The organism is Spartobacteria bacterium UBA695 (assembly GCA_002298145.1).
Classification (GTDB): Bacteria; Verrucomicrobiota; Verrucomicrobiia; order Chthoniobacterales; family Chthoniobacteraceae; genus UBA695.
This window is the reverse complement of the sequence record DBMP01000013.1, coordinates 165,428-189,970: the sequence shown is the minus strand read 5'-3', so window position 1 is coordinate 189,970 and position 24,543 is coordinate 165,428. Positions and strand designations below refer to the sequence as shown.

At 56.5% G+C, this 24,543-nt stretch carries 15 protein-coding genes and 1 tRNA gene; 11 read left to right on the top strand and 5 right to left on the bottom strand.

The window, feature by feature from the left end; translation table 11 throughout:
* Positions 1 to 29 precede the first annotated feature (29 nt).
* Entirely contained in the window at positions 30 to 2,699 is a 2,670-nt protein-coding gene (locus B2828_RS07095) for a hypothetical protein (RefSeq protein WP_479633005.1), read from the top strand.
* Between the two features lie 46 nt (positions 2,700 to 2,745).
* On the opposite strand, the gene B2828_RS07090 is transcribed toward B2828_RS07095, so the two are convergent.
* From B2828_RS07090 to B2828_RS07080, 3 genes are read right to left on the bottom strand one after another with little or no spacing between them, the layout of a single operon-like run.
* Positions 2,746 to 3,462 carry a hypothetical protein gene (locus B2828_RS07090; protein WP_479633004.1) on the bottom strand — a complete coding sequence of 239 codons (717 nt, stop codon included), beginning with the start codon at positions 3,460 to 3,462 and terminating at the stop codon, positions 2,746 to 2,748.
* The gene (locus B2828_RS07085; RefSeq protein WP_479633003.1) at positions 3,398 to 6,496 is read right to left on the bottom strand and encodes a hypothetical protein; all 3,099 of its coding nucleotides are present in this window, start codon (positions 6,494 to 6,496) and stop codon (positions 3,398 to 3,400) included. The genes B2828_RS07090 and B2828_RS07085 overlap by 65 nt, the downstream gene beginning before the upstream one ends.
* A 34-nt stretch (positions 6,497 to 6,530) precedes the next feature.
* Complete coding sequence (locus B2828_RS07080; protein WP_479633002.1) at positions 6,531 to 8,003, bottom strand: MFS transporter; 1,473 nt, start codon at positions 8,001 to 8,003, stop codon at positions 6,531 to 6,533.
* 175 nt (positions 8,004 to 8,178) lie between these two features.
* Here B2828_RS07080 and B2828_RS07075 point away from each other — a divergent pair, with 175 nt between their 5' ends.
* Genes B2828_RS07075 through B2828_RS07065 form a run of 3 tightly spaced genes read left to right on the top strand, consistent with a single transcriptional unit; the run spans position 8,179 to position 15,479 of the window.
* Entirely contained in the window at positions 8,179 to 12,285 is a 4,107-nt protein-coding gene (locus B2828_RS07075) for a beta strand repeat-containing protein (protein WP_479633001.1), read from the top strand.
* Positions 12,286 to 12,295: 10 nt separating this feature from the next.
* The gene (rhaM, locus tag B2828_RS07070) at positions 12,296 to 12,607 is read left to right on the top strand and encodes an L-rhamnose mutarotase (RefSeq protein WP_479633000.1); all 312 of its coding nucleotides are present in this window, start codon (positions 12,296 to 12,298) and stop codon (positions 12,605 to 12,607) included.
* A 28-nt stretch (positions 12,608 to 12,635) separates the two neighbouring features.
* Positions 12,636 to 15,479, top strand: coding sequence for an NAD(P)-dependent oxidoreductase (locus tag B2828_RS07065; RefSeq protein ID WP_479632999.1), 2,844 nt, complete (start codon positions 12,636 to 12,638; stop codon positions 15,477 to 15,479).
* 22 nt (positions 15,480 to 15,501) lie between these two features.
* Here B2828_RS07065 and B2828_RS07060 read toward each other — a convergent pair whose 3' ends face one another.
* Complete coding sequence (locus B2828_RS07060) at positions 15,502 to 16,914, bottom strand: FAD-dependent oxidoreductase (RefSeq protein ID WP_479632998.1); 1,413 nt, start codon at positions 16,912 to 16,914, stop codon at positions 15,502 to 15,504.
* A 100-nt stretch (positions 16,915 to 17,014) separates the two neighbouring features.
* On the opposite strand from B2828_RS07060, the gene B2828_RS07055 reads away from it, so the two are divergent.
* On the top strand, positions 17,015 to 17,941 hold the full coding sequence (locus B2828_RS07055; protein WP_479632997.1) for an AraC family transcriptional regulator: 927 nt from the start codon (positions 17,015 to 17,017) through the stop codon (positions 17,939 to 17,941).
* Between the two features lie 294 nt (positions 17,942 to 18,235).
* Here B2828_RS07055 and B2828_RS07050 read toward each other — a convergent pair.
* Positions 18,236 to 18,310, bottom strand: a tRNA-Gly gene (locus tag B2828_RS07050).
* Positions 18,311 to 18,500: 190 nt separating this feature from the next.
* Between B2828_RS07050 and B2828_RS07045 the strand changes: the two genes are divergently transcribed.
* The 6 genes from B2828_RS07045 (at position 18,501) to recJ (ending at position 24,381) form a co-directional block, all read left to right on the top strand.
* Complete coding sequence (locus B2828_RS07045) at positions 18,501 to 19,187, top strand: DedA family protein (RefSeq protein ID WP_479632996.1); 687 nt, start codon at positions 18,501 to 18,503, stop codon at positions 19,185 to 19,187.
* 90 nt (positions 19,188 to 19,277) lie between these two features.
* On the top strand, positions 19,278 to 21,113 hold the full coding sequence (gene thrS, locus B2828_RS07040; protein WP_479632995.1) for a threonine--tRNA ligase: 1,836 nt from the start codon (positions 19,278 to 19,280) through the stop codon (positions 21,111 to 21,113).
* A 26-nt stretch (positions 21,114 to 21,139) separates the two neighbouring features.
* A complete protein-coding gene (locus B2828_RS07035) occupies positions 21,140 to 21,694 on the top strand; it encodes a UbiX family flavin prenyltransferase (protein ID WP_479632994.1) in 555 nt (184 codons plus the stop codon).
* Between the two features lie 124 nt (positions 21,695 to 21,818).
* Positions 21,819 to 22,046, top strand: coding sequence for a DNA-directed RNA polymerase subunit omega (locus B2828_RS07030; protein ID WP_479632993.1), 228 nt, complete (start codon positions 21,819 to 21,821; stop codon positions 22,044 to 22,046).
* A gap of 75 nt (positions 22,047 to 22,121) precedes the next feature.
* Complete coding sequence (smpB, locus tag B2828_RS07025; RefSeq protein WP_479632992.1) at positions 22,122 to 22,583, top strand: SsrA-binding protein SmpB; 462 nt, start codon at positions 22,122 to 22,124, stop codon at positions 22,581 to 22,583.
* A gap of 97 nt (positions 22,584 to 22,680) precedes the next feature.
* Positions 22,681 to 24,381, top strand: coding sequence for a single-stranded-DNA-specific exonuclease RecJ (gene recJ / locus B2828_RS07020; RefSeq protein WP_479632990.1), 1,701 nt, complete (start codon positions 22,681 to 22,683; stop codon positions 24,379 to 24,381).
* Positions 24,382 to 24,543: the final 162 nt, after the last annotated feature.

The window sequence follows — 24,543 nt, the reverse complement described above, 5'->3', positions numbered from 1 at the left end:
CGGGCGACAAAAACACCAACCTTCCGCATATGACTCCCCGCCTCCTTCCTTTCACATTTGCTATTGCCTGCTCACTTTCGCTTGGCGCCTTCGGCGAACCCGCGTTCTTCGACAATTTCAATGTCCCGGATACCGCCGATTTCAATAGCCAGCCAGCTCAGCGCCAAAGCGGAGCGACGGGGTCGGCGTCCTACCGCATGACAACGGTTGTCGCGCCAGGCGGAACGGCCTCAGACCGGTTTAGGATTGAAAATAATGCGCTGGCCATAACCAACGCGGGCTCCAATAAAGGCCCCGCTTCGCTTTGCCTGGACCGGAACTTTGACAATCTGGGGCGGCACTATCATGCGGCCGTTACAGTCCGCCCGCTTAGCAACTGGGCCGCCGTTCAGTGGGCTCCTTTCCAGCGTGGTGAATGGCCGGATTCCGCCGCCGGGCTTTCGATCATTATTCAACCAAACGGAACATGGACGGCATGGAACAACGTCAATCAACCCAAGCAAATCATCGGAAGCGGGAAGGTATCCGCTTCCGAAAAATACCGCATGGTTTTCGACGTCAATGAGACCAGCGGTAGAAGCTTGACGCTCTCGATCAACGGGGTTCCGGTCATTGACGGAAAACCGTTCTCATACGAAGCCAAAACACATTATGTCCTCCTGCAAACCAATGGGCAGGCGGAGTTTGATGATCTCGTGGTCGGGCCAGAAGAGACCTCTCCCGCGGCGACAGCATGGATGGAAGCGGAGGACTTCACGGCAACGAATTTTCCCAACGCCATTTGCGTCAGCAGCGGCAGCAATGGAGTTTCAGGGGCCATGCTGATGCGCCTGGAAATAAAGCGCGATGCCCAGTTCGTAGCGAAGCCTCCCTATTTCGCCGACTACAAATTGCGCGTGCCTCGCGCGGGAAAATACAACCTTTGGATCGCCGCGTCGTCACAAACGGGAGACGGTACCAGCCCCTTTTGTTATTCCATCGACGGAGGGGCCCCGGTATCGCTGAAGGGCATCGCTTCGATGGGCAGCGGGTATGGCAATCCGCCGTTCAATGTATTCGGCTGGATCCCCGCAGGGCCCCTGACGTTGGATAGCAAAGATCATACGCTGCGGCTTCTCGTCAAGGCCCCCCGAGCCAAAGATGGTCGATATGTCGCTTATTTGGATGCAATTTTGCTGACGGATGATTTAACGGCCATCCCCACGGGCAATCATCCCACCGGCTCTCCTCAGCCAACTTGGGCGGAGTTGATGAAACAAATGACGCCGGAAGAATACCGAAAGAAACTGGACCGCGCATTTTACGAAAAAGTGATCGCGTCAACCTACGAAGAAGTGGGGCCTCGGGCTGCCGAAGAAGTGTTGAGGAAAATCAAAACCCGGCCGCTACCGACCGCCGACTCCCACTTTCCTGAAATCACCGAATTCGGACTGCATGGGATGGAGCGCCCTTTTGTTGTTGTAGCGCGGGGTGCGGAAAAGGAAAAATACGAATTTGCCTACAATTTGCTGGCCCGGGCCGGGGTAGACAGTTTCCGCACAGCCGAATCGTGCTGGCACCGGCTCGCTCCCTCCGGAGATCCTGCCAAGCTTGATTTTGCCGACTTGGATTATCAAATAGCCTCTGCGCTAAAGTATGGCCAAACCCATCTCCTCACGGTGGGCTATCCCCCGTCGAAATACACCGTGGGCAACCATATTGTGTCCGCCGTCAAACCGGAATTCAAACCACAATATGAAGCCTATCTTCGCGAGTTGATTGAACGCTATAAAGGCAAGGGGGTGCATTATGTGGAACTTGGCAACGAAGTGGATGCGCCCGACACTTGGTGGCGCAAAAGCACGCCCGAAATGTATGTCGACGAAATGCAGATTTTGAGAAAAGTTGTCGACGAAGCGGCCCCGGAAATAAAGACCGTGGCATTTGCCGCAACTTATTCCCGCGACGATGAAAAGGGAGGCCCGACCGGGGGACGGCGCTTTGTGGACAAGTGCATGGAACTTGGAATCGATCAATATACGGACGCGTATTCGATTCACCATACCTCGCATCTTGCCTCGAAGGACTTTCCCGCTTTCATGCGCCGGGAAATGGCTAAGGTCAACAGCACCAAGCCGCTGCTGGACTCCGAGCAATGGGGCGAGGGCCCCTACCCGTATGACAACATCAAAGCCTTTGCCCGTTGTTTCTTTCTCTATGATATGAGACGGGTCGATTTCTTTATCGCGAAAGATTTTTGCGAGAATGGGTACACCAAGGCGTGGGGCCTGTTCGACATTGATTGGAATCCAAAGCTACGGCTGCTTTCCTATGTGTTTTCCGTGGACGCCATGAAGGGACGAAAGCTCGTCGGCCTTTGTGAACCCGCGCAAAATGTCGAAGCTTATGTGCTGGAGGATATTCGGCCCAATGCGGCGAAGGAAAAGCGCTATTCCATTGTTTTATGGAACCACCGCCGGGAAGTGGAAAATCTGCAAGCAAACGCGGCCATTGAGCCGGTGACCGTCACCGGTTTCAAGAAAGTCACCGCAGCAAACGACTGGCGCCTGAACGCCATCGCATACGAACAGAGCAAGCCTGGATTTAAGGTTGGAGATGCTCCGATTGCCGTCTTTTCAAGCGAACTTCCGGATTGGAAACTCCAGGGCCGATCGGATTTCTTAAAAGATGTTGCGGCGGGGAAAACCGAGGCGCCATAGGCACGCCCGGTCTCCCGATTGAGCAGAATGGATAGGTTGCGGCAGCCTAATTATATTTCGCCTCGTGATGGGAGAGGTCCCGGGCCGCGTTAAAATCCTTGAGCGCTTTTTGAACGGGAATGGGAAGCTCAAGGAGCCGTGCCGGCGGTTCCTGGAATAGATAGTTTTGGAGAATACCTCCGGCGCAATAAGCAACCGGCATCCCGGTCGTGCGATCGATCCACGCTTGCCGCACTCCCGAGGGTTCCGCGTAGTAATAGCAAACCGCGGCACCAAATTTTTGCACCCCGGCATAGCACGATCGGACAATCCAGAGAAGTTCGGGAAAATCGGACGCCGCATAGTTGGGAACCATTTGCTTCACGTTCTCATCCCGGCTATCGGCCACAAGAATGGAGCTCCCGCTGCCAGTCAATAGAACGATTCCAGAGCAAAACCAACGCTCGGAGGTTTGTCCCGAACCGGAGAAAACGAGTTCGTGACGAATGGTGGCTGTTTTTATGACATCAATTTCCCTCGCTGCGATCTCTCCGCTTTCAGCCTCTGGCGAAGCCGATTTGCATCGGGAAACCGTGATCTTCCACGACGCCATGCCCGGCGCGTTTCTGACATAAGGCGGGGCGGGTTCCGGCGTTTGCTGGGCTTCTGCATGAAACGTTGCACTCCATACCATGAGAAGGCAGGGGAATACGGGAAGCTTACTCATAAACGGGTTCGAGATACTTGGCGATGACTTTGCCGGTATAGCGGTCGATGGCAACATGCAACCAGTACCGCTTTTCTCCGGCGACATTGAATTGATCAATCGAGGCCGCGTTGGATGGATAGCGGCCGCTTTGTGCAATCATGTCGATGAGGAGATTCCATGTGCGGGTGTTGCCGACATCAGCCAAAGCTCGGATGGCCGCTTCCCTGCGGCGCTTGATAATGGAATCCTGCGAAGTAGCGGGAATCGCCGCAGTGTCGCCGATCCATTTTGTAACAAGCTCTGCGCGGTTAAGCAAAGGGCCTTTCAGCGTGTTGCTGGAACTAGTCAACGCGACCAACGTTCCCGCGAGTGTGTCCGCATCAGTGTCGGCAACGGTGTCGTTCGTTTCCTCGGTTTTGATTACGCCCTTGATTACGGCTTTGAGAACGGCGCGTTGTTGCGTATTGAGGTTCAGCCTCCCCGCGATCGGCACCGGATCGGTGGAGACTGCGGTGTTCGCAGGGCGCGGGGATTCGTTGAGGCAAAATAGATCGAGCAATGCGGCATCGCCGCTATTGGCGGTGCAAAAGTCGATGTGTTTCCACGGTTGATCGCGAAAAGCGTAACCCATCTCTGCCACGGATCGAAAAGGCCGGTTGAGGATGATTGGCAGCGAACTCGTGTCTTTGGAAAGGGGGTAGCCGCCGGAACTGGTGGCTCCATTAGTATAGGCCCCGTCTGCCAGGCGAATAACTCCGTCCGGATCGGCATATTTGAGAACGCCTTTGTTGTCGCTAAGGCACCCCATGTAGGGATTCCCGTCCGATGCGGAATTGTACCAGCCATCGGAACTGCCGGAATATAAGCCGCCTCCGCTTTGTGGAATGGATTTGCCATTACCGGCATTAGGCCGGATGGTCTGCGTCATCGTTTCACCGCTGCCGAGGAAGGTTTCGAATACCCCGAAGCGGTCGGTGCGGGGGTCAGGCCGTAATTCAAAAACACTGTTGAGATAGGAGTTCCTGGGGTCTCTGGTCACACCGCCCGCGTGCAAGTTCTTGATTTCACAATAGGGGTACCACGCCCCAGCTTTTTGGTACAGCAGTTGGTGGGTAACAGATGTCGGTATAGCGTACATCCGATAGGAACCGGAGGGGACGGGGTTGGAGATCGTTATGGTATTGACGCGGATGCCGATGTGATTGTTGTAAACCGATTCGCCGCCGCTGGCATTGGAACTGTCCAGATACGTCGGAGAGGTGAATGACGAGCTGTCGTTAAAGGTAATGGTTCCGGAGGTTTGGAGATCCCGGGGTGCGGAACTGACGGTCGTTGTCGTTGAGGTGGTGGCAACGATCTGGAGGGCAGCGGAGGCCGTTCCGCTACTGCAAAAGGCAAACTGGGTAGGCTTTGTTCCACCAGTTCCGATGGACTGGTTATGCGGATTCCACACCTGCGGTTGATACCACAGGCCATAGGTGGTGGTGGAACCGCTGGTAGAAATGGTGTAGGAGGTTTCCCATACCCGTTCGATATAGGGCAGATTTTCAATACCATAGAAATTGGTGCCATTAAAGCGGATCCACGTGGGGTAGGAATCGGTATCGTATTGGTCGATGAGATTGGCGCCGATTTGAATGATTTGATAATACGCGCTCGTATCCAGCGGGGATTTGGAGCCTGAACTGCTCCCACGCGAAATGGAGGTTCTGGCCCCCTGCCCCAGCGATCCGAGCTTGATACCCGCTTGCAGCAATTCGAAGAAATCCGGTTCGCGCCCCGAAGCGGCGATCTGCGCAAGCGTCATAATTTGACTGGCTCCGGAGCGGTAAATCCAAGGCTGGGTTGCGGAGGACCGCTCCAAGCCGAAATATTTATAGATATCCGTGCTCGTTCCAGTTGCCGTAGCACTGTCGGTAATCAACGCAAGGCGGCTTAATGGGAAACGGTATTTTAGGAACGGCTCCCCAATATTCGCGGTCGTACCATCACTATCCCGGGTGAACGTCTTGGTAATCCGCGTGTTGATCAGGTTCGGATTAATATTGGCATCTTGGCCATAAGCGGGATAGCCCGACTGAACTGTAGATGAGTAAACCGGGATGAAGGTCGGCGCGTTGAGCTCCCGGGTAAAAGTTCCCAAATATGGCAAGGCATCCGTCGACATCTGGCCAGGGTTCTTCTTTGTGTAGGTAATGAGATCCTGGCGGCTGACAAAGAGCTGATCTCCACTGGCCACCAATGCGAATCCAGTGGTATCGGAAAGCACATAATTGGCATAATTGCCCACGCTGCCTTGGTTGCGCCAGTTCACAAGGGCGGAGGCCCCCGCAGCGCTCATGCCCGTGAGGTTCTCCAATCCAACTTGCGGCAACACGCCCCGGCGGGACGTAAAATCGCTGCTGGAACCGGCGGGATAACCCGCCACGTTCACGTCCAACAGCCCCCCTTCGTCGTAAATCATGTAGGCGAAGCGCCCCACCGCAAATTTGTTATTGGAAACGTCCTTATTCGAAAGTTCAGTCATGACCGGAAGGCTCCCGCTGACGACACCTCCGCGCGTCACCACGATCCAATCGGGCGAGACGAAACCGCTCGGCGCGGTCGATCCGGAAAGCAGGTAGGGTGCATTCCATCGATCCGCGGCAATAAAGCGGCCATTGGCTGAGGCGCTTCCCGTGCTGCTTCCTTCAAAGGCCCGTAATGGAGCCGATGGCAAAGCACCAAAAGACGAGCCCTTCCAAAACGCTTCGCCGCTGGCGCTGCGTTTGACGACGTTGGCGAACCCGTCATCCGCAACGCGGCAGGGCGTCGCCGTGAAATTACTGTTGGGCAGGTAAATGACCACCGAATTGGTGGAGGATGCCGTAGAGCCCGCGATGATCTCGTCCTTGAGATCGCCCACAATCGTATCGAGCCCGGTCTGCGCCACACATTCGGCACTGTATTGACCAGCACTTGAAAACGAAACGCTGCGGCTGAGCGTGCTTTGCGAGATATAGGCAACCACGAGTGCCGAAACGAGTATGAGCGCGGAAAGGATAATGACCAGGGCCGACCCCCGATGGTCGTGACCCATTGGTTCCGAGGCAAAATTTGGGGGCTTCATGGCAAAGGAATTTTAGTTTTAAAATGCTCCTTCATCAACATCTTCCAGGTACGGTTTCAGCAGCGCTACCGGAGGTTTCTTTTGAAGCAATCATCGGCGGTTTATAAGCATCATCGCCCCCGAGGTGCTTCCAGCTTTTGAATAGTTTAAGAAAGCAAAACAACGTAGGAATTTTAAATAAAAGAAGCCACACGGGAATGTAAAAGTAAGACTGTTCTTTGCCGACCCAATGCCCCACCAAGTCGAGGAAACCGCCCGCCAATCCCCCGCCAATCACATTGCCCATGGAGCGCCAAATCGCGTTGGTCGAGCAGAATTGACCATACCGCTCCCGAGGGAAAAGGCGCATCAAAAGAGGTGGGTCCGACATGGCCCACATGGCCTGGTACGGCGCGGAAAGCCCGAGGCTGATGGCCAATGCCACCCAAAACGCCACCTGCCCCGAGGGATGCCAAAAAATCCAGATCATTGTTATCGGAAGCGCCAGAAACAGATCAAAGCAGAGGCCCCCGATGACCACCCGGAATGGATGGTATCGATCGGCCAGCCAGCCGGTTCCCAAAACAAGAACGGCGGTCAGCAGATTATTGCAACCGTTGATGTAACCGATTTTCTCCAAATCGAGACCGATCGCGAGATTAAAGAACAGGCCGAAGGTTCCAATTCCCGTCGCCAAGGCATATAAGAACGACGCGATCCATTGATACCAGTAATGCCGTATCGTCAGGCACTCCTTTGCATACGTTTTCATCGCTGAGAACGGCCCCGTTTCACCGTCAACATACGGGGGCGGCGGCGGGTACTCCCCCTCGCGAATATTGCGGCACATCAGCCCAAATCCAACGAAATAAAGCACAGCGGCTCCCACGAGAATTTCCGTTGTATGCGTGTTGGCAAAACGGAATATGCAAAAATTATAGAGCGTCGTCGAGAGCATGGAAATCATGCGAAACCACGACATAAAACGCGCTAGCAGGTGGTCCGGCACAACGTCGTTAAATAGATACCAAAAGATCGAGGTGACAAAGGTATTGAAAAAGGTGAACATCACCATCAGCCCCCCGATGGTCCAGATCGCTAATGTGTTGGGCGAAAGGCGGTTCACCCCCGGCAAATGTGCGTGAAGCCAGTACCCAATCCGGTCACCAAAACCCAGACAGATCAAGCAACATACCAGAAACGGAAGAGTATAAAGAATGAACGGAATTCGCCGCCCGAGGGGGCTGCGATAGCGGTCGCTCTTGAAACTGATGATCGGGTTTAGGATAGAGTAAACAACCGCGGGAATCGTCCCGAGAATCAGTCCGATTTCCATGTTCGACGCGCCAAGGGAACGAAATTTCAACGGCATGATGCTGGGCGTCACCGTCTCCATCAGCATGTAGCAAAAGTCCCCCCACAGCAGCCAGAAAAAGAGGATAAAAAGGTGTCTGCTTGTATAGGTAAGCGTTCCGCAATGGTAAACTTTAGGCTGACGGGAAACGGACGCGGAGGAAGGGATCGGCATAAGTGAACGAGGGGAAAGAAAGGGGGATGCACGAGCGTGCAAACCCAATATCTTATGGAACGTTCCAGTTGTCAATATTCAAATCCGTTCAACCTTACCTGCACCAAATCGCGAAAAGAACCCATTGACAAATTGGAACGTTCCAGTTACAGAAAAAGGAAATTCGGAAAACCCCATGAATACCCCTACCCCAAAAAAACACATTCTTCCCCTTGTGGCGTTGTCTGCATCTTGGTCTTTGCTGCTCTCCGCCGGTCTTCAAGCGCAAACGGCGCAAACATGGAATAATGCGGCAGCCAGCGGATCGTGGACCTTGGCGGATGCAAACTGGAATAGCTCGGTATGGACCAACAACAACAACGCAGTATTCGGATCGACGACCGGAATTACGGTGACGTCCTCGACCGACATCGTGGTCAATGACATCACTTTTTCGACAACCGGTTACACCGTTGCGGGCGCACTGAAGCTGGCCAACGACCTAGCGAGCACGATCACCGTCAATACGGATGCAGCAACGATCAGCGCAAACATTTCCAATAATAGTTTGGGAGCCAGCTCCCTGACCAAGAGCGGCACAGGCATGCTCGTACTTTCCGGTTCCAATAGCTACAGCGGAACCACAACGTTCTCTCAAGGCATACTTGCTGTCAACAGCGCCTACGCATTGGGAGCCGGGACCTTGGTGATCTCAAACGGAACCTTGAACAACACTTCGGGGAGTGCCGTAACCCTAGCCACCAACAACGCCCAGAAATGGACTGGCAGCTTTTCCTACTCGGGAACCGGAACGCTCAATTTGGGAACCGGCGCGGTGTCCATCGCCACGGGAGGCGGGGCAAATACCTCCGTCACCATCACAACAACCAATGGGAACCTGGTGATCGGGGGCGTCATCAGCGGGACGAATACCTACGGCATCAGCAAAACTGGTAACGGCACGCTGACATTGACAGGTCTGAACACCTACGGATTTGCCACGATTGTCACGGGGGGCACCTTGGTGGTGAACACTCTCGCCAACGGCGGCGTGGCCAGCAGCATTGGTAGTTCAAGCGGTGCAAGCTGGGCTCTTCAGTTGAAAAACGGAGCTGCCTTGGTTTACACGGGAACGGGATCCACCACCGACCGCAGCCTTCATATTGATACGGCAGGCATCATTGACAATGAAGGCACCGGCGCCTTGGTTTTCTCCAATGCTTCGGGAGTCATTGACAACAATGGTGACACATCCGGAACCGCAAATAAAACGCTGACTTTTACCGGAACCAATGCCGCAGCCAACACAGTAGCCCTCAAAATTGGAGATCCCACTACTGGCAAAACGACGAGCATCGTCAAGAACGGAACTGGTTTCTGGGCTTTCACGAATAGCAACAACAGCTATACCGGAACCACAACGATTAACGCCGGCGTGCTGAGCACCCAGTCGATAGCCAACGGTGGCGTCAATAGCGGCATCGGCGCGTCAACTTCCGCAGCATCAAACCTCGTCCTTGCGGGCGGCACCCTGCAATATACCGGTGCAGCCGTTTCCACCGACCGCCTGTTTACCGTGACGACCAACGGCGGCGGCATCGACGGCTCCGGCAGCGGCATCTCCTTCACCAACACCGGGGCCTTGGTGATGTCTGGCACCGGGACCCGCACCTTGACACTCACAGGCACCTCCACCGCCAACAGCCTGGCGGCACAGATTCAGGACAACGGAGGGGCTACATCGCTGGTTAAAAATGGATCAGGAACATGGACCCTTTCCGGGGCCAACAATTTCTCCGGCGGCGTCACCGTCAACGTCGGGCAGTTGACCATCGGTAACGCCTACGCACTGGGAACCGGCACCCTGACCATCAACGGAGGCGCTCTGGCAACCGCATCGGGAACCTCCATTACATTAGCCACCAATAACGCCCAAATTTGGGCTGGTGATTTTTACTACGGTGGAGGGACGTTGGATCTCGGAACCGGCGGAATTACGCTTACCGCCAACCGTTACTTGAACGTCATCAGCGGCAACCTTGTGATCGACGGCATCATCGGCGCGGCGAGTGCCTATAACCTCACCAAAACCGGTGCTGGCACACTGATCCTCACCGGCAGCAACACGTTCACGGGAGCATTAGTCATCACGGGAGGCACCGTGGCGGTCAATTCACTCAATAACGGAGGAGTGGCCAGCAGTACCGGCATGGCAGCAACCGATGGCTGGGCCTTGCAGCTAAAAACTGCTTCTCTTGTCTATACAGGCACTGGGTCCACAACCAACCGGCAAATGTACATCGACACCGCCGGCACCATCGACAACGAAGGCACCGGAGCTTTGATATTTTCAAACACCGGCGGCACCATTGGAAACAATATCAGCGGTTCCGGAACGGCTAATCGAACCATCACCCTCACCGGCACCAACACCGCGAATAACACCATCGGGTTGCAGATCGCCGATCCGGCCGCCGCCAAAACGACAACCATCGTCAAAAGCGGCATCGGATATTGGTTACTGTCCGGCGCTAACACCTATAGCGGAACAACCAGCGTTCAAAATGGCACGCTGGGCTTCCAAACCGTCGCCAGCGGGACCGCGGCTCAATCCCTAGGCTCCGGCAACACGGTAACGCTCGGCGTTGCGGCAACCAGCTCCGGAACCCTGCAATACAACGGCGTAGCAGGCACGCTCGACAAAAACATCTACGCCCTGGGCACCGGCCTCAACACCATCAGAAACAGCGGCAGCGGTTTGCTGACATTAGCGGGATCGCTCATCAAAGACGGGACCATCCTGGTGTTGGACGGCGGCTCCAAAGGCATCACCGTCACGGGAACAATCAGCGGTTCCAGTGCGAACTCCGATCTCTATATCACCGGCGGAACCACAACCCTCGCGGCCACTAATACCTACAGCGGCCCCACCTGGGTTTACGGCGGCGGCATTTTGGTCAACGGAAACGCCAACGGCGCACTGCCAACGGACACCGTGCTGACCTTGGGCGGAGCGGACAACAGCACCGGCACCTTCAACCTCAATGGGAACAGCCAGACGATTGCGGGCCTCTCCAGCACTGGCACCGGAGCCAACATCGTAACCAACAACGGAACCAACACGGCGGCTTTGACGGTAACCAACGGCGGAACATTCTCCGGCACCATCAAGGATGGGTCAAGCGCCACAAGCCTCGTGGTTTCGGGCGGGAACCTCATCTTGAGCGGCAGCAACTATTACACCGGCGCCACGTCCGTCACCGGCGGCACCCTCGGCGTCAACGGATCACTCGGCAATAGCGCCGTGAACATCTCCAGCGCTGCGGTATTGAATGGCAACGGCACTGTCAACGGCACCGTGGTGAACAGTGGAACAATCTCCGGCAGCCTTATCTTTAGAAACAACGTCACCATCAATGCCGGGGCAACGGCTTCCGCCAGCGCCTTTAATGGAAACATCGTGAACAACGGCACCATCACCAGTGCCGTAACAGTGCAGCAAGGCAAGGTCTTGAGCGGCAGCGGCGCAGTATCCGCCAATGTCACCGTAAACAGCGCCACCATCAACGGCAGCGGCTTGAATCTCGGCGCAACCACCCTCACCGGCGCGAGCCAACTCAGCGGCATCAATAATGCAAGCACCGTCACGGTCCAGAACGGTTCGACCTCCTTGACGGGCACAACCACGGCAACCTCGCTGACCGTTTCCGCCGGAGCCGTGTTAAGCAACAGCGGTGTCGTCAATGCCGAAACTCATGTCTCGGGCTTGTTGCAAGGCGCGGGCATCATCAACGGAAACATCTCTTTGAGCGGCACCTTGGCACCGGGCAGCGGCATCGGAGGCACCACGATCAACGGCAATCTCACCATGGATTCCAGCGCCAAACTGGTGATGGAAGTATCGGGATCGACCGCAGGTTCGTTCGACACAATCAAAGTCAGCGGCAATGTGATTCTGGCAGGCGCACTTGATCTTACCAGCTTGAGCGGTCTGACCGTGGGCAGTTCCATAACGCTCATTGATAACATCGGGACCTCAAGCATCACCCAGGGTTATTTCGCCTCCATCCTTACAAGCGGCTCGACTTACACCATCACCGATTCCGGCAGTTCATATATCTTTTCCCTCAACGGCACGGAATACGTGTTAAACTATGCATCCAACGCAGACGGCGACGGGATCTACAATGATGTGACCCTGAGCGCTATTCCCGAGCCCAGCACGTGGGCCATGATTCTTGGAGGAATGAGCCTGTTGCTGGGGATGCAGCGCCGGAGGTCATCGGCTCAGCCAATAAAATAACGCCCCGACCATGCGAAAAGCCTTCTTAATGCATCTTAACGCGAACGCATTGGAAGAATATCAGCGCCGCCATTCCCCGATTTGGAGGGAGTTGGAGAATGTCTTGAAAGAGCACGGCGCTTCAAACTATTCCATTTACGTCGACCGCTTGCGTCACCAGCTTTTTGGCTATGTTGAGATCGAAAACGAAGCCCGCTGGGATGCCATTGCGCAAACGGAGATCTGCCAACGATGGTGGCGCTACATGGCCGACCTGATGGCAACAAACCCCAACAGCAGCCCAGTATCAGATTCGCTGGCCGAAGTGTTTCATCTCGATTAACCATACCGTAGTCTATTCCGCATTTGAAATGCCTCTAAATCTTCTCTCTTCCACGCTGGACAATGTCACCATCAAAGCGATTTTGTCCCGCCATCCACGCACGCCCTTGCTCCCTCCCTTGGGGGATAAGCGGTGGGAAAATGTGAAAAAAAAACCGGCGGCAGCCCGCTGGATTGAAACCCTCCGATCCAAGGCAGGAGAGGAATGCCACACACCTCTCCCCGAGTTGACAGATGCTCTTTATGCCGACTTTGCCCTGACCGGAAGGCGCCTGCCGTTCGAGTCCGTGTATTTTGAAAGAAGGAGACGCCTGGCGCGCGCTGCGATCTCATTGTTATTCTGCGAGCAAGAGGACAGCGCCAAAGACCGCCTCGTCAGCTCAGTAATTTCCAAACTGACTTCCATCCTTGACGAAGCCTCTTGGGCATTGCCGGCCCATGTAAGTGCAGACGCCACGGGAAAGGACTCTCACCAAATCGATCTCTTTTGCGCGGAGACGGCAAACCTGATGGCAGAAATGCTCGATCTCGTTGGCGCCCTTCTGCCCGTTTCTTTAACAGAACGCATTCACAACAGGCTCTCATCTATTTTTAGAGACTATTTAGACAAGCCCTATCCGTGGAAGAAGACCACAGACAACTGGAATGCGGTTTGTCATCAGGGCGTCATCGGCGCCGCGTTATCTCAACTGGACGATGTTGAATTACTCACGCAGATGCTGATGGCTTGCCGGGAATTCCTGCCCTCATTTCTCAGCGGCTATGGCCCCGATGGCGGCAGCACGGAAGGCCCGGGTTATTGGGAATATGGTTTTGGCTGGTTTGCCACGCTCAATCAACAGCTTGAAATCCGCACGGGCGGCGAGCTTTCGCTATTTGAAGATAACAGCCATGTGCTCGAAATTGCGCGCTTCGGACCGCGCGTGCTTTTATCCGGCAGCAATATCGTCAACTTCGCCGACACCAACAGAACCGGAGGACTCGATCCATGGCTGCTGGCCTATTTGGGAAATCGCCTGGATGAGCCGGATTGCACAACCTCCGCTCTTCAGGAATACCGCCGTGTTGCTGCTGCTGGGATTAAGCTGGACCAAGAACGTGCAGATCTCTTTCACTTCATCCGCCTGTTCCTTTGCTGTCCGGACAATCTGGCCAGCGAGGTTCCCCCCAAAAAAGATCATTTTTTTCCGGACCTTGGCGTCATCGTCGCGCACGGAGCAGACGCAAGTGGGCATTGCTGGGATTTCGCAGCCAAAGCAGGACATAATGGGGAGCACCATAACCACAACGACTGCGGAAACTTCATCCTCAACATTGATGGGATTCAGCTCATCACCGAAATCGGAGCCCCGGAGTACGTGGCCGATTTCTTTTCACCAAAACGCTACGAATTTCTGGCGGCGCGCACTTTGGGCCATTCACTCCCGATCATCAACGGATGCGAACAAGCCGACGGTGCCGAGCGCGCATCTAAAGTAATCGCGCACACGCTCAGCGGGGACGCGGCGTCTCTAGTCATCGATGTCACCGCCTGTTATCCCCAAGAAGCCGGATGCAAAAAGCACGTCCGCACGTTTCACTTTGAAAAGAAGCAAGGCCGCTTGATCGTGGAAGACCAGTTCAAGCTAAAGCGCGCAGATTCATTGGAAAGCGGCATTATCAGCATCCACCCCATCACCTTGCAAGGGAATCGGGCCATCATCAAAGCAGACCACCTCACACTCGGACTCGATGCCCTGCCTGGCACCCATTTCGCCCGCGTTGACGCCCATTCCTACCGGGACCATGATGGCTCTCCCGCGCAAATCCATCGTCTGGTGCTGATCCCCGATGCGCTCGCCTCGCAAACCCGTCTGGGACTATCCATCGCGTTGAGCACACCAAAGAAGGCGGCCTTTTTCGGAAACCAAGAGGAAAAAATAACCCTCGTTTATGGACATGGCCGTCGGCAAAAAATCGAAGCCCTAACTTCGTGTTTTCCCGAAATCGTCACCCGTGAAAATTTTGCTCAGCATGCGCCTCATTTGCGCGATATCGAAGTCATCTTTGGCACCTGGGGCATGCCATGCCTGACCGATGAAATGCTGGATCACATGCCAAAGCTCCGAGCCGTATTTTATGCCGCTGGAACCGTTCGACCGCTCATTGGAACAACACTTGATCGAGGCATCCAGGTGTTCAGTGCATGGCAAGCCAATGCCATTCCCGTGGCGGAATTCACCGTCGCGCAAATATTGCTCTCCAATAAAGGCTATTTTCGAAATGTTGAGGAACACCGAAGACACCCGAGTGAAGACGCGTTTACGGGCGTTGGCAATTTCGGCGCAACGGTTGCGCTTCTCGGGGCTGGACAGATCGGGCGGAACGTCATCAGGTTGCTCCGCCTCTTCAATATTCAAACCGTTGTTTTTGACCCATTTTTGACGGCCGAATCGGCGAAAGAACTCGGCGTGGAGAAGGTATCGCTGGAGGAGGCTTTCCAAAAAGGGAATGTCGTCTCCAATCACCTGGCCAACCTTCCGGCCACCGTTCACATGATCCAGGGCTGCCACTTTCGGTCCATGCCGCCCAATGCAACCTTCATCAACACAGGGCGGGGTTTGACCGTGGCGGAAAATGAGATGATCGACGTTCTAAAAACGCGCCCTGACCTCACCGCTTTGTTGGACGTTGTGACGGATGAAGAAAATCACGAAGCCAACGCGCCGCTATTTGCCTTGCCCAACGTACGGATCAGCAATCATATCGCGGGATCGCAAGGGGACGAAGTAGTACGGATGGCCGACTATATGATCGAAGAATTCCTGCGCTGGGAACAAGGAGAGCCGCTTCGTTATGCCGTCACCAAAGAAAGGCTAAAAAACATGGCGTAACAGGCAGGTCGTAACGGACCTCCTACGCGATATCCGGCGGAACAATGGCTCCGTGCTTTCGAAGGAGATCCCGGACGGCATCAATCGCAACCTCCCGCACTTCTTTCCCGCACAACGCCGCCAGCGCCGCAACCGCGCCCGCCGCCTGCCCCATCGCCATTGCCGAAGCCTGGACGCGATAAGCCGATTGAGCTTCCCCGTCACCGGATGCCGAACGCCCGGCCACGACCAGATTCCTGCTGCCCTTGGGCAATAACGCGCCCAATGGAATCGTTGGAATCGTACCTTCGCGAAGCGGCCGGGTATCGATCCCGATTCCTCGAGCACCATGAACATCAATCGGGTAAAAGCTGTAACATAGAGCATCAGGCCAGAGACGCCCACTGACATAGTCACCATGGGTAATATAGGCTTCCCCCTCAATTGAAACCGTTTCTCGAATGCCACATTCCGTCGCAAATCCATCAATCGTCAATTGATCCAAACCCGGCTGCTTTCGAAGAAATCGGTAAATTCGCAGCATCGCCTCCCTCGCACGAATTTCAGCAACGCTTTTGCCCTCGCTGGTTTCGCCGTCAATGTCAGGCACGTGCATCGCGTTGTCTCCCTTGGAAAGCAAAAAGGACCGAACAGGAGTATTGGCGGATTGAAAATCGGACCGCATCATCTCCCCTTTGGCCACCGCCGCAGCAAAGGCATTCTCCAAGGAATGGATATCCAGCCCGGCAATATCATACCCCGATACCCTCATCATCAGCGTACCCGGCTGCCGTGACGAATTTCTGCGCAGCGGGCAACCGGCTTGCCGCACCGCGTTGGCATCGCCGGTACAATCAATCAACACGCGGGTGCTGCACGGGCGCAACCCTTGCTTTGTGCATAAAATCACATTCCATCCTTTATTAGGCTCCGGCTTCACCTCCGCGACCAGCGTATGGAACAGCAATTCGGCTCCCGACTGGATCACTTTTTGATCCGCAAGGGCGGCATATGCAGCGCGGTTCACCCGAATTTGAAGCCGGGCGTGAGATCCCTGCCGATACGTTGAAAAATCAGGCAGGCGATCCCCCGTTTCGTTGACTGCGGCCAGCACCAATTCCCAACCAATCCCAGCGATAACCTGCCGTCCCCAGGCATGGAACAACCCGGGAAAATTGACCTCGTTCAGCGTAGTGGCTCCGCCCAAAATTCCGCTTTTCTCCACGAGGAGTGTTCGCGCTCCGGCTCTCGCGGACTGGATTGCGGCGACAATCCCCGCCGGTCCGCCCCCCACAACCATCACATCGTAGATGTTTGCGCCAATGGGGTTTGGACGGCTAACTGCGGTGGAAACTCCTGGGGTCAACATCGTTAAAGCCATGGCGGATAATGAACATACCCCGAGGAACCCTCTGCGGGTTACTATTTCAACTTTTGGATGATCGTCGGATGACATACAGGGCGGATGTTTCTCTGCTCCAGAGTAGTCTCTGTCGCGATATCCGTTCAAACGAAATGGCTTAGACATCTGGCGTTTCTGCTTATATAAACAGCCGATGCATCCTACCAATCCGCTCCTGGATAACGGCCTGAAATATCGGGACTGGGCGGATTTGCGCTATTCCCTTTTATGGGCCTACGAGGGAAAAATTCTTCCGCAAGCCCATATAGGTACCTACACCAGTGCCGAGGCATCATGCTGGCTGATCCGCAAAGGCCAGGTCCGGCTCACAACCAACGAGGCCACCGTTACCGCAAAGAAAAGCCAGTGGGTTTTTGTTGCCATCCCCCAACGGCACCAACATTTCAGCGCCGATGCCGAAATTCTTTCGCTACATTTCCGGCTCAGTTGGCCCACCGGTCTCCCAGTTCTCAATCAACCCACAAACGTTGTGTTTGATTCCGCGGAATTTCCTCAGCTCGAGAGGATCGGCACCGCCATCACGCGCAAAGTCAGACACGCATTTCCAGAGGCATCCTACCCGTTTCTGCCCGAACAAAAATGCAGCCTGAAAGGCTATCTTTCCATCCAAAACCTTCTCCCCTCCTGGTTGATGGCGTACATTGAAACCCAAGCGGCATTAGGAAACCCCGTCCGGCGGCCCGGCGAAATCGATGAGCGAATCCTGCAAGGAATCGGGGAACTGGACCGCCTTCCGCTCGACCACCGTTATTCCGAAGCGGATTTAATTCAAAAAGCGGGGCTCGGGCGCTCTCAATTCAACGCGCTATTCCATACCGCAATGGGAATGAGCCCGCGCGCCTACTTCGAATGCCGCCGCCAACAAGCGGCGGGCAACTTGATCGCTTACTCCTCGCTCAGTATTAAAGAAATCGCAGCTCGGCTCGGCTTCCGCCATGCCTCTCATTTCACCGTCTGGTTCCGGCGCCATCATCACTGCGGCCCATCCGGCTACCGGGCAAGGATCAGTAAACACGTCACCAGGATTCGGCCTGCTCTTTCAAGTCACCAGGGACGGTGACGTTGGAAATGGCTTTGTTCGCCATAGTTTTTAGAATACTCAAGGAAAGCTCTATTTCCGGGTATCTCTAGCGTTCCAGAGAAACTCGGAGGAAGGCGCAATGGCGCTTCCTAATTTTGATACGGCATTGCCCTAGAACTGACCTCCTCCCCATTCTTTGGTGGAGACCCGACTTTTGCCCCGCTTTCATGCTACCCCGTTGACTACCCCCCAACAGAGTAAATGGATACAAATAGTCACGCAGAGAGCATCTCATGATGCATTATGTCTAAGATCCACAAACCGAATGGTTTATGGAGCGGGTGATGAGACTCGAACTCACGACGTCTTCCTTGGCAAGGAAGTGCTCTACCACTGAGCTACACCCGCGTTCTGCTTGCTCTCCCCGGGGGGAGGCAGGGACGGAAATTAGGGGCAATGGGCCGGTGTTTCAAGCGATTTTTTACAAAAAATGTTTCCGCCTCTGTAAATTCGCTCTCCGCGCCCTCTTTTTGTGCAACATTTGCTGCACATCCAAACCAAGACTTGCCTTTTTCCACCGCTAAGGTGACATGGGCGGATGCATCAATTTCTGGTCCTCTGGTTCGGCTGGGTTCATCAATGGGGCTGCCTTGGAGTCATTCTCCTCATGGCAATGGAAAGCTCGATTTTCCCCGTGCCCAGCGAAGTCGTCATTCCTCCCGCCGCGTTTCTTGTCGCCGAGGGGTCAATGACGCTCTGGGGCGGCAATTCGCCCGCTGTCGGCTTCTGGGGCATCATTCTTGCGGGGACCATTGGCTCCTACCTCGGAAGCGCCATCACCTACTGGGTAGCCCGGGGGCTGGGCCGCACCGTCATCGTGCGCTGGGGGAAATATTTCTTCATCAGCGAAAAGAAACTCGTCCTGGCCGAACACTGGATGCACCGCTACGAGGCGGGCGGTATTTTCTTTGCCCGGTTGCTGCCGGTCATCCGCCATTTGATCTCCATTCCCGCGGGCATCGTCCGGATGCGCTTCGGGATATTCAGCCTCATGACCGTTATCGGCTCCTTTGTCTGGTGCGTGGTGCTCGCCTGGCTCGGCCAGGAAGCCCAGCACGTGCAGCCCGGCCTCATCAACGATCCCGAGGGCCTCGTGCAATTCATCAAAAGCCAGTCGCACTGGATCGTAGGCGGCATCGCGGTACTGGCCGCGCTTTATTTCCTGGTGCTCAAGCTGACCTCCAAGGCCGAAAAAGCAAGCTGCTGCGGGGAAGCCGCCGAATAGCCCTTTAGCAGGCTGTTAAGCGATTCCTTGACCCCGGAGCCGGGAGCGCTCAAAATTAACATTCCTTAACTTTATTACTTTTTAGAGACAATGGCCGAAGCACACGAACGTAAATCCCTGGAACAACGACATCAGGCAACCGACACCGAGCGGCTGCGGCATTCCGCGGCGCACGTTCTGGCCACGGCCATCCTGCGCCTCTGGCCCAACGCCCAGTTCGCCGCGGGCCCCGCCGTTGAGAACGGGTTCTATTACGACATCGACCTCGACCACCGCATCACGCCCGAGGACTTCCCGGCCATCGAGGCCGAAATGAAAAAGGAGATCAAGGCCAACCACACTTTCGAGCGCAAGGGAGTCACCCGCGACGAAGCCCTCAAGCTCGCGCAGGCGGGCCGCCTCGGCGCACTTTCCGAGCGCGATAAGCCCTCCATTTTCAAGATCGGCAACCTGGAAGAGATCCCCGAGGGGGAGGAAATCAGCCTCTACCAGAATGGCGACTTCATCGACCTCTGCGCCGGGCCGCACGTCATGCGCACCGGCAACATCGGCGCCTACAAGCTCACCCACGTCGCCAGCGCCTACTACAAGGGCGACGAAAAGAACCCGCAATTACAGCGCATCTACGGCACCGCGTTTAAGAACAAGACCGAGATGGAGGCCTACTTCACGATGCTGGAGGAGGCCAAGAAGCGCGACCACCGCAAGCTCGGCAAAGAGCTGGAGCTTTTCTGCTTTGACGAAGACGTGGGCCCCGGCCTGCCCCTCTGGATGCCCAACGGCACCGTGCTGATCGAAGAACTCGAAAAGCTCGCCAAGGAAACCGAGTTCGCCGCCGGTTACGTCCGCGTGCGCACCCCTCACCTGGCCCGCGAGAACATGTACCTCACCAGCGGCCACCTGCCGTATTACGCCGAGAGCATGTTCCCGCCGATGATCTTGGAGGAAGAAGGCGGCAAGGTTGAGAAGTACTACCTCAAGGCGATGAACTGCCCTCATCACCACAAGATTTTCGCCTCGGTACCGCGCAGCTACCGCGACCTGCCGTTGCGCCTCGCGGAATACGGCACCTGCTACCGCTACGAACAGTCGGGCGAACTCTTCGGCCTCATGCGCGTCCGCGCCATGCAGATGAACGACGCCCACATGTATCTCACTGAGGATCAGTTCGAAGCCGAGTTCAACGCCGTCAACGAGATGTATTTGAAGTATTTCAAAATCTTCGGATTTGAAAAATACCTCATGCGCTTCTCCACGCACGATCCGGCCAAGCTCGGCCAGAAGTTCGTCAACGAGCCCGAGCTTTGGAAAAAGACCGAGGACATGGTACGCAACGTCCTGATTAAGAGCGGCATCAACTACGTCGAAGTCCCCAACGAGGCCGCCTTCTACGGGCCGAAGATCGACGTCCAGGTCTGGAGCGCCATCGGGCGCGAATTCACCATCGCCACCAACCAGGTCGACTTTGCCGTGCCGAAGCGCTTCGGGCTAGTCTACAAAGACAAGGACAACACCGAGAAGACCCCGCTTTGCATCCACCGCGCCCCGCTGGGCACGCACGAACGCTTCATCGGCTTCCTGATCGAGCACTACGCGGGGAACTTCCCCTTCTGGCTCGCCCCCGAGCAAGTGCGCATCCTCCCCATCGGCGACGAAGAACCGCTGATCGACTACGCCAACAGCATCCGCGCCGAACTGCGCGCCGCAGGCATCCGCGCCGAAGTGGACGCCTCCAGCAACAACATCAAGGGCAAGGTACTCCAAGCCGAACAGATGAAGGTGCACACCATGCTGGTCGTCGGCAACCGCGACCTCGAAGCAGGGAACGTCAGCGTACGTCTCCACGGCAAGGGGAACGTGGGAGCCAAACCGCGCGCCGAAGTCATTGCGGATTTGATCCAGTCCGCCCGCGAACGGCGGCCCTAACGCCCCAGTTCCTTAACCCAAGGAAAATGAAACTCGTCATCGCCACGACCGGAGCCAGCGGGGCGATCTACCTCCAGCGCCTCCTGCGCGCCATCGACCCGGCTGCGCACGAGGTGCATCTCATCTTCAGCGCCCCGGCGCGGCAGGTCATCGCCGAGGAAATCGGCACGCTGGAGGTCCCTGCCGGGGTCCACCAGCACGACGACCGGGATATGAACGTCCCCTTCGTCAGCGGATCAGCCCGGTTCGACGCCATGGTCATCGTCCCCTGCTCCATGGGAACAATGGGCCGGATCGCCGCCGGGACGAGCGATTCCGTCATCCTCCGGGCCGCCGACGTTTTCCTCAAAGAGCGCCGCAAGCTAATCCTCGTGCCGCGCGAAACGCCCTGGAACCTCATCCACGTGCGCAACGCCGCCACCCTGATAGAAGCCGGAGCCGTCCTCCTCCCGGCCAACCCGAGCTTCTACAGCAAGCCCCAGACCGTCGAAGCCGTGGCCGATACCGTGGTTTCGCGCCTCTTGGACCAGCTCGGCATCGAAAACCCCGGTGCCTACCGCTGGGGAGAATCGGCGAAGTAAACGCAACTGATTCACACCTTTGCTTGCCTTTTGGGCAGAGTTCTGAGTTACTGGTAAGTCCGGTTGATCCGGGTTTACAAACTTGGGGCATCCTGTGAATTCTTTTAATCCTTTTTCTTCAACTATGACCACATCTCTTCTAGACGAAGCCATCAAAGTGATTCCGAACCAACAGGTTCTGATCAACGTTGTCTCGAAGCGGGTGCGTCAACTCACCCAGGGACATCGTCCGATGGTGGAGGTCGGCGCTCGCCTTGATTACGCCGATATCGCGCTGCGCGAAGTCATCGAAGGCAAAATCAGCTTCGAACTGGCTACCGAGGAAGAAGAGCAGCAGCAGATGCATCAGTAGGAAAGCCCTGCCGAGGCAGCACACCTCCTTTTTTTTAGGAGAGCGATGGGACGGGCCGGGGGGTATATTTAACGCATGTCGGACGAAATTTCAGTCAACCGCCGGGCGCTTCACGATTACCATATCCTCGAACGCTACGAGGCGGGCGTCCAGCTCAAGGGCACCGAGGTCAAATCGATCCGAGGCGGCTACGCAAACTTGAACCAGGCATTTGCCCGGGTCGAGAAGGGCCAGGTATTTTTATATGACTCGGACATCCAGCCTTACGTCCGGGCCAGCTTCGAGCAGCACGTAGCCAAGCGGCCCCGGCGGCTCCTGCTCCACAAGGTCGAGATCGCCAAGCTCCACGAAGCCACGCTGATCGCCGGGCACACCCTCGTGGCGCTGCGAATGTACTGGAAGAACGGCCGGGTGAAGGTGGAAATCGGCGTGGGCAAGGGAAAAGAAGCCCGAGACAAGCGAGAAGACCTCAAAAACCGGGCCGTAAAGCGCGAAATGGACCGCGAAAAAGCGACTTTCAACCGCAAACATGCGTAAATACAGTGTAAATTCATTGTAGCGTGTTTGCGTAAAAAAGCTTGGTTCCCGACGGGCGCGGGGCATAGTCTGGGGCTATCCCCTTCCCTCCCCCCCGATGAACGCTCGTTGGATTCTCCCCCCCCCACTATCGACTGAAGAATCGGACCTGGGAGCCACGCTTGCGCAGGAATACGGATGCCCCCGAGCCATCGCGGACATCCTCGCCCGGCGCAGCCTGAGCCACCCCGGCGGTGCGTCCGATTTCCTCTCCCCCCGGCTCAAACGCCTCACCGACCCCTTCCTGCTGCCGGAAATGCAGGCCGCCGTGGACCGCACCCTGGCCGCCATCGACTCCGGCGAGTCGATCGCCCTTTATGGCGACTACGACGTGGACGGCGTGACCTCGCTCGCCATCCTGGCCCGCGTCCTGCGAGCCTACGGTGCCCAGCCCAACACCTTTCTCCCCTCCCGCATGGAGGAGGGCTACGGGATGACCGACGACGCCGTGGCCCGGTGCGTGGCAGCCTTCCAGCCCCGGCTGCTCATCTCGGTCGATTGCGGCACCTCCGCTCCGAAGCAAATCGCCGACCTCCTGGCGCAGGGGACCGACGTAGTGGTCATCGATCACCATGAATGCCAGGCGGAACTGCCCCGCTGCACGGCCCTGGTGAACCCGAAACGCACCCCCGGGGGCGATTTCCATTACCTGTGCAGCGCCGGGTTGGTGTTTAAATTTTGCCATGCGCTGCTTAAGTCGCGCCCGCTGCCTGATTTTGACCTCCGGGAATCGCTCGACCTCGTGGCGCTCGGCACCGTAGCCGACATCGTGCCGCTGACGGGCGAGAACCGCGTGCTCGTCCACAAGGGCCTGGAAGCAATGGCCAAGACGCGCTGGCCGGGCCTGCGAGCCCTGATGGAAGTCGCCGGGGCCACCGAACCATTCACCCCCGCCGATGTCGGCTTCAAGCTCGGCCCCCGGCTCAACGCCTCCGGGCGGCTTGGCGCAGCGGCGGCTTCGCTGGAGCTGCTGTTAACCGACGATCCCGGCCGGGCCCGGGCGCTCGCCCAGGAGCTCGACGTCCAGAACCGCGACCGCCAGCAGGTGGAAAAAACGACCCTGGACCAGGCCCATGAACAGTTGAGTTTCGACCCAGCCCGCGACGCCGCCATCGTGGTCGGTGCGGAGGGGTGGCACCCGGGCGTCGTCGGCATCGTCGCCTCGCGCATCTGCCGCAAGCACCACCGGCCGACGTTCGTCATCGGCTTTGATGAAAACGGGAACGGCAAAGGCAGCGGGCGCAGCATCGCCGGGTTCTCCCTGGTCGAGGCGCTGGAAAGCTGCTGCGGCCTGCTGGAGAAGTTCGGCGGTCACGAAATGGCCGCGGGCCTCTCGCTCCGGCACGATCAGTTCGAAGCCTTCCGGAACGCCTTCCAGACCTTCGCCCGCGAGCGCCTGACGGAAACGGATCTCCTGCCCCAGGTACGGCTCGATGCCGAAGTGGCCCTCGGCGATATCGACCTTGCTTTCCTGGCAATTCACGAGCGGCTACAGCCCTTCGGAGCCGCCAATCCCCAGCCGCTTTTCCTGGCCCGGGGGGTACAGCCCGTGGGCGCGCCGGTCATCCTGAAACAGAAGCACCTCCGCCTGATGCTCGGCCAGAATGGGACGAGCCGGGAGGCGATCTTCTTTGGCGGTGCCGAAGATGCGCTCCCCCGCCCGCCATGGGACGTGGCCTTCCGGATCGAGCGCAACGAATGGCGCGGCCGGGTCAGCGTACAGATCCAAATCCAGCGCCTGCGCCCGGCGGTTGCGTGAACCTAAAAGCGGCGATGGAGATAGCCGCAAAAAGGCGCAAAAAGCGCAAAATAAAGGCGATGCAGCGATTTTGTAGAGAGCGTTAGACTCACCCATGGGGTGAACTTCCAAACAGACATTTTGTGGCTCGTAATGCTCTGTTTTTGCGCCTCTTGCGCCTTT